This window comes from Sulfitobacter sp. SH24 (assembly GCF_965641895.1).
GTDB classification, from domain to species: domain Bacteria; phylum Pseudomonadota; class Alphaproteobacteria; order Rhodobacterales; family Rhodobacteraceae; genus Sulfitobacter; species Sulfitobacter dubius.
On record NZ_OZ282575.1, the window covers coordinates 1,110,723 to 1,123,844 of the forward strand.

Genomic DNA, 13,122 nt, shown 5'->3' on the forward strand with positions numbered 1-13,122 from the left:
TGTCAGAACCGTAGGAATGGAAGATGTGACGCAAATGCCTGACGATATATCAGCTGAATTTCTACTGCCTACGCAGGAGCTTAGGGACGATCTGCCCTTCTTTACGAAAGTGCTGGGGATGCGGCTTGAAAGCATCTTTCCCGCGGATGATCCGTCGGTGGCCAGCTTCTCAGGCCATGGGGTGCGGGTGAGAATTGAACGAGGCGCAACCGTGGCGCCGGGCCATTTGCGTATTCTGACTGACGATCCCGAAAGCTTTGCCCAAGGTCAGCGCAGGTTGACCGCGCCCAATGGCACAACGGTTGAAATTGTGCCGCGCTCCCCGCAGGTCGAACAGCCGGAAACTCGGCATGAATTCGCCGTCCGACGGCTTGCGGATGAGGCACCGTGGGTAATTGGCCGGGCGGGGATGCACTACCGCGATTTGATTCCGTCGCGTTTGGGTGGGTCGATCATCGCTAGCCATATTCGCATCCCCGACGGTGGGCCGGTGCCGGATATGGTTCATTATCATACGGTTGGGTTTCAGCTGATCTTTTGTTATCGTGGCTGGGTCGATGTGCTCTACGAAGATCAGGGTGATGTGATCCGCCTGTATGCAGGGGACTGCGTGACGCAACCGCCCGGCATCCGGCACCGGGTGGTCGAAGCTTCACCTTCGATTGAGGTGATCGAGATCGGCGTGCCAGCTGAGCATGTGACGACCATCGACCATGAGATGACCCTGCCGAACGGCAAAGGCGATCCGGCCCGCGAGTGGGATGGCCAAACCTTTGTCCATCACATTAAGGATCAAGCGACCTGGCACCCATTCCGCATTCCGGGCTTCATCGCCCGGGATACGGGCATCACGGCGGGGACCAAGGGCGTGGCGGGCATTCAGGTGGCGCGGTTTGACGGCGGCACGCCGCCCCTCGCCAAGCATGACGCCGACATTCATTTCACCTTTGTTATGGAAGGCAGCATGGTGCTGAGCGCTGAGGGGCAGGAAAGCCGCAGGCTGCAAGCAGGCGATGCCTTTGTCATTCCGCCGGGGATGGTGGCGCAATATTCTGAGTGCTCGCCCGACCTCGAATTGCTCGAAGCCGGGCTGCGCGGTGATTTTGCGACAACGCTCTTAGGCTAGGCGGGCTGCAACCTCGGCCTGCACCTTCTCGGCGGCGGCCTCTTTCACCGGGCCGTAGCCGCGGATTTCCATCGGCGCGCTGAGCACCTCAAGAGCCGCGTCATGGGGCAGGGCGGGGGCCTTTGCCATGACGTCTTCGAACCAGCCGATCAGCGCCACTTCGAGCTTGCGGTCAGCGCCATAGGCGAAGGGGTCAGCCCATGTGCCGCGCAGGGGCTTCATCGCCGCCAGCAGGTCAAAGGCGCGGCCCATCCAAGGGCCGAACTTACGCTTGTTGGGGCGGCCACGGCCATCCTTACCAGTGGGCCATGCGGGCGGGGCGAGGTGGTAATGCACCTTGTAATCGCCCTCAAAACTGTCCGCGATCCGATCTTCAAAGCCGCTTTGACGGTGCAAACGGGCGACTTCGTATTCGTCTTTATAGGCCATGAGTTTGAACAGCGATTTAGCCGCTGCGCGCATCAACTCGTCAGAGCCTTCGGGCAGTTTGGAGGCCAGCGCATCGATCTGTGCTTTGTAGCGCTGGGCATAGGTGGCGTTTTGGTAGCCAGTCAAGAATTCCATCCGACGGGCGATCAGCGTCTCTACCGTTTCATCGGGCTTGGAGGCTGGGGCAAAATGCGCCTCGATCGCCTGAGGGTTGCCCGCCATGACGCGGCCAAAACCAAAGGCCGCGCGGTTTTTGTCAGGCACGACGCCGTTCAACTCAATGGCTTGTTCAAGAGCGGTGAGTGAGACGGGAACCAGTCCTTTTTGCCACGCAAACCCCAGCATCATCACATTGGCAAAGACCGCATCGCCCATCAACACCTCGGCCATGCGGTTGGCGTCAAAGGCACTAAGGTTGTCCGCGCCCACCGCCTGCGCGATGACCGCTTCGCGATCATCGATGCGCAGATCGGCATCGCGGTTGAGCACCAGATCACCGGTGGGCATTTCGGCACGGTTCAATACAATTCGCGTGCCCCGGCGATAGTGGGCCGAGGCTTTGGGGGCCGAGCTTACGACCATATCGCAGCCGATCACCGCATCTGCGCCGGCTTGGTCGATGCGCACCTGATGCACATCTTCAGGCCGCTGAGCGAGGCGGACATAGCCCAGAACCGTGCCGAACTTTTGCGCAAAGCCGGTGAAATCCAGCACGCTGGAACCCAGCCCCTCGAGATGTGCGGCCATGGTGATGAGCGCGCCCACGGTGACAACGCCAGTGCCGCCAACACCGGTCACCAGCAGATTAAAGGGCTGGTCGAGTTTCGGCAGCGCGGGCATCGGCAATTGCGCAGCCAGCCCGGCCACGTCCAGCCCCGCACCTGATCGTTTGCGTCGGCTGCCACCCTCAACCGTCACGAAGGACGGGCAAAAACCGTTCAGGCAGGAGTAATCTTTGTTACAGGTTGATTGGTTGATCTGCCGTTTCGTGCCGAACTCGGTCTTTTTTGGCTCGACGCTCAAGCAGTTGGATTCCAACGAACAGTCCCCACACCCTTCGCAGACCAGATCGTTGATCATCACGAATTTCTTGGGGTCTTCCATCTGCCCGCGCTTGCGCTTGCGGCGTTTTTCGGTGGCGCAGGTTTGTTCGTAAATGAGGACAGTGACGCCCGGAATTTCGCGCAACTCGCGCTGCACGTGGTCCAGATCGCGGCGGTGGTCAAAGCTGGTCTCGGCAGGGAAATCTGACTTGGACAACAACTCGGGTCGGTCAGACACCAGCGCAATGCGCGCGACGCCTTCCGCCCGGCAGGCCTGCGCGATGGCCGCGACCGAAACCGGTCCATCAACCGGTTGCCCGCCCGTCATCGCCACAGCGTCGTTATAGAGGATTTTATAGGTGATATTGGTCTTGGCCGCGACCGCTTGGCGGATCGCCAGAGAGCCAGAATGATACCACGTTCCTTCGCCCAAGTTTTGGAACACATGCTTGCCCCCGTTGAACATCGAGGTCGCGATCCACGGCACACCTTCGCCGCCCATCTGCGCAAAGCCCGCCGTGTCACGGTCCATCCAGGACGCCATCACGTGGCAGCCGATGCCGGAGTTGGCTTTCGACCCTTCGGGCAGCTTTGTCGAGGAGTTATGCGGACAGCCTGAGCAGAAGTAAGGTGTGCGGGTGGCTCCCGGCACGTTGAGCAAGACGGGCGGCTGATCGGTCAGTGCCCGGGCCTTTTCGACGAGGTTCTCGTCTGGGAAGAAGGCATTGAGCCGTGCGGCGATGATCGGCACGAGTTTTAGCGGCGACAGCTCGCCCGTCCACGGCACCAGTTCTTTGAGATTTTCATCATGCTTGCCGACCATCCGCGCGGGTTTTGAGCCGGGCCAATCGTAAAATGCCTCTTTGAACTGGCTTTCGATAATTCCGCGTTTCTCTTCGATCACAAGCACTTCGCGCTTGCCCTTCACGAAGTCGAGCGCATCGTCCAGCGCCAGCGGCCAGACCATGCCGATCTTATAGATGTCGATGCCAAGTGCGCGGCATTTGACCTCATCCAGCCCTAAAAGCCGCAGCGCTTCCATCGTGTCGAGGTGGCCTTTGCCGGTGGTGACGATGCCAAAGTTGGCATCCGGCGTGTCATAGATGTGCCGGTCAATCGGATTGGCGCGGAGGAATGCTTGAACGGCCTCCAGTTTGTGATGAATGCGCGTTTCAATCTCGGCTGAGGGGAGGTCACCTAAACGCACATGAAGTCCGCCCGCGGGGGCAGTGTAGTCGGGTTGGTTAAACACCCTGTCCGGGGTCAGATCGACCGAAGCGCCGCTTTCAACGGTTTCCGATATCGCTTTGAACCCGACCCAAGTGCCCGAAAAACGCGACAGCGCGATGCCGTATTCGCCAAAGGCCTGATATTCGGCCACTGACGCCGGGTTTAGTGTTGGCATGAACCACGACATGAAGGCCACGTCGGACTGATGCGGCATCGAGGACGACACACAGCCATGATCATCGCCCGCGACCACCAGCACGCCGCCTTTGGGTGCCGAGCCATAGGCGTTGCCATGTTTCAGCGCATCGCCAGAGCGGTCTACCCCCGGTCCTTTGCCGTACCACATGGAAAAGACGCCTTCGACCTGCGCATGGGGGTCAAGATGCGCTTGCTGCGCGCCAAGTACGGCGGTGGCGCCCAAATCTTCGTTGACGGCGGGAAGGAACTTCACCCCCGCTTCGGCCACGCGGTTCTTAATGCGCCAATATTCAAGGTCGAGTCCACCTAAAGGTGAGCCGCGATATCCCGAGACGAACCCCGCTGTCTTGAGCCCTGCATCGCGATCGCGGCGGGCTTGATCCAGCATGATCCGCACCAAAGCCTGCGTCCCGGTCAGAAAGACACGGCCTTCGGTCAGATCATAGCGGTCGTCGAGTTTATAAGTGGTAAATTCGCGCGGTTGTTCAGGCATTGGGTGCTCCTCAGACAGACAGTATAGCGCGATAGATGCGAATTTTCGTACCATACTTTCTGGTATTTCGGCGTCCTTGCGGGTAAATTAACCGATATAACATTTATCTTCGAAAGATTTATTCGATGAGCCAGATGGACAACACAGATCGCCAGCTTGTGACCTTGCTCCAGCAGGATTCGCGTATGCCGAATGCGCAACTGGCTGAAAAGCTGAATATTTCCGCCTCTGCTTGCTGGCGGCGCGTGAGGGCGTTGGAGCAGGCGGGCGTCATCAAACGCTATGCCGCCATCGTTGACCCCAAGGCGATGGGGCTGGAGTTTGAGGCGATGGTGCATGTACATCTGACCCGGCATGATGCCTCGGCATTGGCCAGTTTTATCAGCGCGATCCAAAGCCGTAAGGAAGTGACTGAGTGTTTCGCCACCACCGGTCAGGCGGACTATCATCTGCGCGTTCTCTGCCGGGACATTGAGGCCTATAACGCCTTTCTCGAAAGCTTTTTGTTTCTCCACCCGGCGGTGAATTCTGCCACGACAAACGTTATCTTGCGGCAAATTAAAGCCCATGCGCCGATCACCGGTTAAGGCGCCATTCGATCAGCACATCGCGCAGAGCCACTCACCGCGCGGCGCATCGTGAGCTGCACCGCTTTCTGAAATGGACTTTTGATACGACCATGCTCCATATAGACCCAAGTGATTAACCTCGAAGGAGAGACCCATGATGAGAACCCGTGCCGCCGTTGCCGTGGAAGCTGGCAAACCGCTTGAAATCATGGAGGTGAACCTCGAAGGGCCGAAACGCGGCGAGGTTTTGGTTGAGATCAAGGCGACCGGCCTCTGCCATACCGACGAATTTACCCGCTCGGGCGACGATCCCGAAGGGATCTTCCCTGCGATCCTTGGCCATGAAGGCGCGGGCGTGGTGTTGGAGGTGGGCGAAGGCGTGACCACGCTGGAGCCGGGCGACCATGTCATCCCGCTCTACACGCCAGAATGCCGCGAATGCGAATACTGCCTGTCGGGCAAAACCAACCTCTGCCAAAAAATCCGCGTGACCCAAGGCCAGGGCCTGCTGCCCGATGGCACAACGCGGTTTTCCATGCTCGATGGCACGCCGATCCACCATTACATGGGCTGCTCGACCTTCGCCAACCATACCGTGGTGCCGGAAATCGCGCTGGCCAAGGTGCGTAAAGACGCGCCGTTTGATAAAATTTGCTACATCGGCTGCGGCGTCACCACGGGCATCGGTGCGGTGATCAACACGGCCAAGGTCGAGCTCGGCGCGCGCTGCGTGGTCTTCGGGCTGGGCGGTATCGGGCTGAACGTGATCCAAGGGCTGCGGATGGCGGGCGCGGATCAGATCGTCGGTGTTGATCTCAACGACGACAAAGAAGAGGTCGGACGTTATTTCGGGATGACCGATTTCGTGAACCCCAAGAACGTCGAGGGCGATCTGGTGGCGCATCTGGTTGAGGTGACCAAAGGCGGCGCAGATTATTCCTTTGACGCGACCGGCAATACCAAGGTCATGCGCGACGCGCTGGAATGTGCCCACAAAGGCTGGGGCGAGAGCATCATCATCGGCGTGGCACCCGCGGGGGCCGAGATTTCGACGCGTCCTTTCCAATTGGTGACGGGCCGGGTTTGGCGCGGGACCGCCTTTGGCGGGGCCAAGGGGCGGACGGACGTGCCCAAGATCGTTGACTGGTACATGAACGGTAAGATCGAGATCGACCCGATGATCACCCACAAACTGACCTTGGATCAGATCAACGAAGGCTTCGATCTGATGCACAAGGGTGAATCGATCCGCGCTGTCGTCGAGTTTTAAGTGTTCGGCTGGAGGGCCGCGCGCTCTCCAGCCTAGATCTCTGCCGCGAGGGAGAGGAACAGGTCGACGTCCATGTATGTCTCGACATGATCGGCCAGCGCGTCGAGCGCATCATCCACGCCGCTTTCGAAATCCAGCGATGAGGTCACGCCGAATCCGCCGAGGTAGGCGCGGCGGAAGGCGTCTGAGCTGAAAATCCCATGCATATAGCACCCCTGCACCCGGCCCGAAGGGGAGGCCGCACCCTCGGGTGTTCCGTCGAAGCTGAGCCACGCACGGGCGCAATCGGGGCCAGTGGTTTCGCCGATGTGAATTTCATAACCGGTAAGCGCGGTGCCACTGGCAGGGTGCTGACCGGATTTTTCAGACAGATGTTTCAGCGGGGCCATCGTGGTCTCAACGTCCAGATGCCCCAGCCCCGCCACCCGCGCCGCCGGGCCTTCGATCCCCTCGGGGTCGGTGATGGTCTTGCCTAGCATCTGATAGCCACCGCAAAGTCCCAACACATGGCCGCCTCGCCGGATATGTGCGGCAAGGTCAATGTCCCAGCCCTCGGCCCGGAAGGCTTCGAGGTCGGAAATCGTGGATTTGCTGCCGACCATCAGCACCAGATCGGAATCGGCGGGTAGGGGGCTGCCGGGCATGATCATCCGCAGGTCGACGCCCGGCTCGGCGGCCAATGGGTCGAGGTCATCGAAATTGGCGATCCGAGGCAGGCGCGGGACGGCGATCACACAGCCTGAGCCACCGGAACGGGCGCGGGCAGGCAGATCCATCACATCTTCAGCGGGCAGGCGGTGGGCGGCGTCGAACCACGGGATCACGCCAAGGCTCGGCCAGCCGGTGCGCGCGGCGATGTCGTCACGGCCTGCATCAAAGAGGCTCCGGTCGCCGCGGAATTTGTTCACCGCAAAGCCGCGGATCAGCGCGTTGTCATCGGCATCTAGCACCGCCTGCGTCCCGACGATCTGCGCGATCACCCCGCCGCGGTCGATATCGCCCATCAGCACCACCGACACCCCGGCGGCGCGGGCGAAACCCATGTTGGCGATATCGCCCGCCCGCAGGTTGGTCTCTGCCGGAGAGCCTGCGCCTTCGATCACGATCAGGTCGCAGCTTTCGGCCAAGCGGTGAAAGGATTGCAGCACGGCGGGCATCAGGCTGGCTTTGTTGCGCCCAAACTCTCGCGCCTCTTGCTGGCCCGCGATTCTACCCTGCACCACGACCTGCGCGCCGGTGGCGCTCTGGGGTTTCAGCAGCACCGGGTTCATGTCCGTATGCGGTGCCACGCCAGCGGCGCGGGCTTGCAGCGCCTGCGCGCGGCCAATCTCGCCCCCGTCTTCGGTGACGGCGGCGTTGTTGGACATGTTCTGCGGTTTGAACGGGCGCACGCGCAGCCCGCGCCGGGTGCAGGCGCGGATTAATCCGGCAACGATCATCGACTTGCCGACATTGCTGCCGGTGCCCTGTATCATAATGGCTTTGTTCATGTCATTCTGCCCCTGTTTCGCGCAAACTGGCGCAAAATGAGCGAAGGGGAAAGAGCCGCGATGAACACGCCTGCACATTTGCTTTTGGGCGCTGCCGTGATGGGGCGGGAAGGGGCCAAGCCGTTGATCTGGGCGGCGCTTGTCGGGGCGCTGCTGCCGGACTTGTCGCTCTACCTGATGGCGGGTTTTGCGCTCTATGTCCAAGGGCTGCCGGGGAGTGTGGTCTTTGGGGAGCTTTACTACTCGGACCTCTGGCAGACGGTGTTTTCGATAGATAATTCGTTTATCGTCTGGGGGGCACTGTTGGCGCTGGCGGTCTGGCGGCAAGCGGGCTGGGCCGTGGCGCTGACGGGGGCGGCGCTGCTGCATCTCCTGTTCGACCTGCCGCTGCATCACGACGACGGGCGGGCGCATTTTTGGCCGCTGACGGTGTGGATCTTCGAAAGCCCGGTCAGTTATTGGGATGTGCGTCACGGCGCGGGCTGGGTCGCCCCGATCGAGGCGCTTGTCAGCACGATCGCTGCCATAACGCTGTGGTGGCGTAAGCCCGGCTGGGTGCTCTCTTGCCTGACGTTGGCGCTGCTGCTGGCCGAGGGGTTGGCCCTACGCAACTGGATCTTCTTTTTCGGAGCAGACTGACAGAGGCCCGGATAGCAGACACAAAAAAACGCAGCCCGAAGGCTGCGTCAATTGCTCCGCTTGGCGGATATTCTCAGGCGGCTTCGGCCTGAAGCGCGGCATTGCGGCGCTCGGACTCTTCGCGCGACAGGGCGACGGAAGTCCGCACGCCTTTGCCCACAAATTCCATCAGACCTTCGACGACCCGCTCGTTGGGGTCAATCCCGGCGCAGCTCAGCACTTCGCGGCCATCGCGCGAACGGGCCCAGCGGGCGATCTGTTCTGGGCCGTTGCCATATTTCTTGTCGTCGGCAATTGCGTCATCCAAAGCAGCAAGCACCACAGCAGCAAAGAGCTTGCGTGCGCGGTTGCCTTGCTCGTTGTTGAAAGCGGTGCCATCAACGAAATCTTTCATCTCGTCGTCCTTTCGATTATTCTTGCTCTTGTCATTCGGGCGTGGAGGCCCTTATGACGGATATCCTTTGATTCGGATACCTCTATTTAGCATACCTCCCATGCAACTTGCGCATATCTAGTTGCCGCAGCGACGCCCGGATATCGCCCGCTTGCAGGGGACCATCCCTCCCGATATAGACCCGGTCATCTTATCATCAACCTTATGTCGTGGTTTTGTCACATGCCCAAGATTAACGGAAACGAGATCCGCCCCGGAAACGTCCTTGAACATAACGGTGGCCTTTGGGCGGCTGTTAAGGTCGATCACGTGAAGCCCGGCAAGGGCGGCGCCTTTGCCCAAGTCGAGATGCGCAACCTGCGCAACGGCTCCAAACTGAACGAACGCTTCCGCTCTGCCGACAAGGTCGAGCGCGTGCGTCTGGAGCAAAAAGACCAGCAATTTCTGTATGAAGACGACGGAATGCTGGTGGTAATGGACACCGAAACCTATGAGCAGGTGCAGCTAGATGCCGAGCTTTTGGGTGACACACGCCCCTTCCTACAAGACGGCATGATGATCGTGGTCGAGTACCATGAGGCCGAGGCGCTGAACGCCCGTCTGCCGCAAAAAGTGGTCTGCAACATTGCCGAGACCGAGCCGGTCGTCAAAGGCCAGACAGCGGCGAATTCCTTCAAACCAGCCATTCTGGAAAACGGTGTGAAGATCTCTGTCCCGCCCTTCGTGGGGCAGGACGAAGCGATCGTGGTGAACACCGAAACCATGGAATATGTCGAACGCGCTTGACGCAACGTCATCTAACGTAAGCTAGATCAGCCCCGGTTTTGCCGGGGCTTTTTCTTGTTTTGGGGCGCTCAGGCGGCAGGGCCGGGCCAAGTGACCTGCGCGTCCTCGGCCTGCATCGGCCCCTTGGCGCGGTCAAAGCGCAGATGCGCCAGCGCTTGGTCACCCGCTTGGGTGAACAGCGTGCCCGCAGGTTTGCCCTCTGCCGTGATCGCCGTGCCCGGCGCGGCGCTGCCGCTGACCTCAACCCGTGTCAGCCCCTTGCGCAATTCGGTCTTGTGCTTCATCCGCGCCGTGACCTCTTGGCCGACATAGCAGCCCTTGCGGAAGTCGAGCCCGTTGATCCGATCAAGTCCGGCTTCGAGGATGAAGGTATCAGGCGTCAGTTCCACACCGGTTTCGGGGATCAGATGCGCCACGCGCAGGGCGTTCCAATCGGTTATCTCCTCGGTCTGCGGCGTGTCGCGATAGGCGCGCCAGCCCATTTCTGGATGACGCGGGTCGGCCACGGCATCTTCGGGTGCGGGGCCGGTGCCACGGTGCAGGTGCAACTCGGTCGGCTCAATCGTCACCTTGGCGCGCAGCTTGTACATCGACAGACGTTGGCTCAGCATGTCGCCAAGGCTTTCGTCCACGTCAAGCAAAACGCTATCGCCGTCAGCGATCAGAAAGAAATCGGCCATATATTTGCCCTGCGGCGTCAGCAGGGCGGCATAGACCGGGCCTCGGTCCAGTTTGCCAACGTCATTGGTCACGATGCCTTGCAGGAAATCGCGGGTGTCGGGGCCGGAGAGGCGCAGAATGCGGCGCGTGGTCATGCGGTTGTCCTTTGATTGCTGGCCATGACATATAACCTGTCAAACCCATCCAAAAGGGGCAACCATGCGCGCGCCGATCTCAATCGTCATTCCCAGTCTCAATGCAGCCGCCGCGCTGCCCGCCTGCCTTGCTGCGCTTGTCGAAGGGTTACAGGCTGGGCTGATCCGCGAAGTGATCGTCAGCGATGGCGGGTCGACAGATGGCACACCTCGGCTGGCCGAAGGCTGGGGGGCTGAGGTGATCTCGGGTGCGCCCTCGCGGGGGGGGCAGTTGCGGCGCGGATGTGACGCGGCGCGGGGTGAGTGGCTCTTGGTGATCCATGCCGACACGGTGCTGGCGCCGGGTTGGACCGATGCGGTGCAGGATCACGTGGCGCGCGGGGCAGGGGCTGCGGGGTGGTTTCGCCTTAGGTTCGATCAGCGCGGGCTGGCACCGCGATTGGTCGCAGGCTGGGCGAACCTGCGCAGCGCCTGCGGCTTGCCCTATGGCGATCAGGGGCTGCTGCTGCCCCGCGCGCTTTATGATGCGGTCGGCGGTTACCCCGATCAGCCGCTGATGGAGGATGTCGCCCTGGCCCGCGCCCTGCGGGGCCGTTTGGCGCGGCTTGAGGGCATCGCCGTGACCAGTGCCGAGAAATACCGCCGTCAGGGCTGGCTGCGCCGCGGTGGGCGCAACCTGTGGACGCTGATGCGCTATGCGATGGGCGCCAGCCCTGATGCCCTTGCGGAAAGCTATCGGCGGTCATGAAAAGGGCGCGGGTTGCCCCTGCGCCCCTGCACTCAGTTAAAAAACACCGCACCGATCCGTTGGAACAGATTGGGCTGGCGCGCCCTTTCGCGGCGCTTTTTCGCAGAGAGGGCGCTAAGGCCGCGTGCATCCGACACCGTCTTTCCGTCGCGGAATTGCAGACGGTAAAGGTCGGCGTAGATGCCGCCGCGCTCCATCAATTCGTCGTGGGTGCCTTCATCGGTGACTTGGCCGCGGTCCATCACCACGATCTTATCCGCGCTGCGAATGGTCGAGAGCCGATGCGCGATCACGATGGTGGTGCGCCCCTTGGCGAGCCGATCTAGCGCGTCCTGCACGACTTGTTCTGATTGCGCATCCAAGGCGCTGGTGGCCTCATCGAGCAGCAGAATCGGCGTGTCGCGCAGCAGGGCGCGGGCGATCACCACACGCTGACGCTGCCCGCCCGACAGGGCCGAACCGCGCGGGCCGACGCGGGTCTCTAGCCCCTGTTCAAGCTGCGGCAGGAAATCGGCCACATGGGCGGCTTTCAGCACCCGGTCGAGTTCTTCGTCGCTGACGTTCTGGCGGCCCAGCACGATATTCTCGCGGAGGGTCTCATCAAACAGCAGCGCCTCCTGTGTCACGACAGAAAACAGGCCCCGCAGGTCCGGGATGGTCATTGATGTGGTGTCGACCCCGCCGATCTGAACCGTTCCGCTTTGTGGATCCACCAGCCGCGTGAGCAGGTTGAAAATGGTCGATTTCCCCGCGCCCGAGGCGCCAACAAGGGCGGTCGTCTGGCCCGCTTGCGCGGTCAGGTTCAATGCATTCAGCACCTTCGTATCGCCGTAGGAGAGCGAAACATCCGCCAAGGCAACGTCAGGCGGGCCATCGGGCGCGGCCACGGGCTTGGCCGGGCTGCGCAGGTGCAGGGGCGCGTCGAGCAGCTCCTTGATCCGCTCCAGCGCGGCGGCGGCCATCTGCCAGAGGCCGCTGATCGCGCCGAGGCGGCGCAGAGGGGAGAACATGAAACCGAGCGAGGTAAAGAAGGTCATGAACTCGCCAATGGTCTTGTTGCCCGCGATGATCTCGGACCCGCCGTAGACGATCACGGCCATGAAACCGATGCCTGACATGATGTCGATCATCGCCGGGATCGCGGAATTGCCAAAGGCGGCGCGAACTTCGGTGCGAATAAAGGTGCGCGTCAACTCGCGGTATTGCCGGGCTTGATAGTCTTCCAGCGCGTTGAGTTTGATCTGCACGATGCCGTGAAAGACCTCGTCCAGCCGGGTCGACAGGCTGGCCCCGATGTCGCGGGCCTCGCGCGAGCGGGCGCGGACGAAACGCTGGGCGATGGCGGCAGGCAGCACCATTAGCGGCACACCGACCATCGCCAAAAGCGCCCAAATCGGATCAATCGCGATGGCGACGCCCATCAGGATCACCAGCCCCACCAGATCGCGGCCCGCGCCGGTGATGACCGCGCGCCAGACATCGCTGACCGCGTTCACATCCGATTGCACCCGCTGCACAAGAAAACCGGGCGGGTGGTTCTGGTGAAAGGCACCGTCCTGCTGCATCATCCGGTCGAGCAGGTCGATGCGCAGGTCCGCCGCCGTGCGCTGCGCCACGCGGGTCAGCAGCACCTTCTGCACCACCGTGGCCAGCGCCCGCAGCGCAAAGATCGCCACCAGCACCAGCCCCACCCAAACCAGCGCACCTTGGTCGCCGCCAACAAAGACGCGGTCGAACATCGGCTCCATCAGCTTGGCCAGCACGCCCAAGGTCGAGCCTTCGATGATCATAAAGATCACCGCGATGGCCATCAGGCCGGTGTGTTTCTTTAGATAGTCATGCCAAAGCCAACGCATCAGCTGCGCGGAGGTGTAACTGTCATCATTCATGCC

The 13,122-nt window shown here is 61.3% G+C and carries 11 protein-coding genes; 6 read left to right on the forward strand and 5 right to left on the reverse strand.

The window, feature by feature from the left end; genetic code table 11:
• Positions 1–16 precede the first annotated feature (16 nt).
• The gene (locus ACSQ16_RS08085) at positions 17–1,126 is read left to right on the forward strand and encodes a cupin domain-containing protein (RefSeq protein WP_243261022.1); all 1,110 of its coding nucleotides are present in this window, start codon (positions 17–19) and stop codon (positions 1,124–1,126) included.
• On the opposite strand, the gene ACSQ16_RS08090 is transcribed toward ACSQ16_RS08085, so the two are convergent.
• Complete coding sequence (locus ACSQ16_RS08090) at positions 1,118–4,519, reverse strand: indolepyruvate ferredoxin oxidoreductase family protein (protein WP_435988725.1); 3,402 nt, start codon at positions 4,517–4,519, stop codon at positions 1,118–1,120. The genes ACSQ16_RS08085 and ACSQ16_RS08090 overlap by 9 nt on opposite strands.
• Positions 4,520–4,644: 125 nt before the next feature.
• Between ACSQ16_RS08090 and ACSQ16_RS08095 the strand changes: the two genes are divergently transcribed.
• Entirely contained in the window at positions 4,645–5,106 is a 462-nt protein-coding gene (locus tag ACSQ16_RS08095; RefSeq protein WP_243261020.1) for an Lrp/AsnC family transcriptional regulator, read from the forward strand.
• 139 nt (positions 5,107–5,245) lie between these two features.
• Positions 5,246–6,358 (forward strand): S-(hydroxymethyl)glutathione dehydrogenase/class III alcohol dehydrogenase, encoded by a 1,113-nt coding sequence (locus tag ACSQ16_RS08100; RefSeq protein ID WP_093927154.1) that lies wholly within the window; start codon positions 5,246–5,248, stop codon positions 6,356–6,358.
• Between the two features lie 32 nt (positions 6,359–6,390).
• On the opposite strand, the gene ACSQ16_RS08105 is transcribed toward ACSQ16_RS08100, so the two are convergent.
• Positions 6,391–7,848 (reverse strand): cobyric acid synthase, encoded by a 1,458-nt coding sequence (locus tag ACSQ16_RS08105; protein WP_243261019.1) that lies wholly within the window; start codon positions 7,846–7,848, stop codon positions 6,391–6,393.
• A gap of 60 nt (positions 7,849–7,908) precedes the next feature.
• Here ACSQ16_RS08105 and ACSQ16_RS08110 point away from each other — a divergent pair, with 60 nt between their 5' ends.
• Positions 7,909–8,487, forward strand: a complete 579-nt coding sequence (locus ACSQ16_RS08110) for a cobalamin biosynthesis protein CobQ (protein ID WP_243261018.1) — start codon at positions 7,909–7,911, stop codon at positions 8,485–8,487.
• Between the two features lie 73 nt (positions 8,488–8,560).
• Here the strand turns inward: ACSQ16_RS08110 and ACSQ16_RS08115 are convergent, their stop codons facing one another.
• Positions 8,561–8,881, reverse strand: coding sequence for a DUF6280 family protein (locus tag ACSQ16_RS08115; RefSeq protein ID WP_007120494.1), 321 nt, complete (start codon positions 8,879–8,881; stop codon positions 8,561–8,563).
• Between the two features lie 222 nt (positions 8,882–9,103).
• On the opposite strand from ACSQ16_RS08115, the gene efp reads away from it, so the two are divergent.
• Positions 9,104–9,667, forward strand: a complete 564-nt coding sequence (gene efp / locus ACSQ16_RS08120) for an elongation factor P (RefSeq protein WP_093740442.1) — start codon at positions 9,104–9,106, stop codon at positions 9,665–9,667.
• A gap of 68 nt (positions 9,668–9,735) precedes the next feature.
• Here efp and ygfZ read toward each other — a convergent pair whose 3' ends face one another.
• Positions 9,736–10,482 carry a CAF17-like 4Fe-4S cluster assembly/insertion protein YgfZ gene (ygfZ, locus tag ACSQ16_RS08125; protein WP_243261017.1) on the reverse strand — a complete coding sequence of 249 codons (747 nt, stop codon included), beginning with the start codon at positions 10,480–10,482 and terminating at the stop codon, positions 9,736–9,738.
• A gap of 64 nt (positions 10,483–10,546) precedes the next feature.
• Between ygfZ and ACSQ16_RS08130 the strand changes: the two genes are divergently transcribed.
• The gene (locus tag ACSQ16_RS08130; RefSeq protein WP_243261016.1) at positions 10,547–11,230 is read left to right on the forward strand and encodes a TIGR04283 family arsenosugar biosynthesis glycosyltransferase; all 684 of its coding nucleotides are present in this window, start codon (positions 10,547–10,549) and stop codon (positions 11,228–11,230) included.
• A gap of 32 nt (positions 11,231–11,262) precedes the next feature.
• Here ACSQ16_RS08130 and ACSQ16_RS08135 read toward each other — a convergent pair whose 3' ends face one another.
• Positions 11,263–13,119, reverse strand: coding sequence for an ABC transporter ATP-binding protein (locus ACSQ16_RS08135; protein ID WP_243261015.1), 1,857 nt, complete (start codon positions 13,117–13,119; stop codon positions 11,263–11,265).
• Positions 13,120–13,122 lie beyond the last annotated feature (3 nt).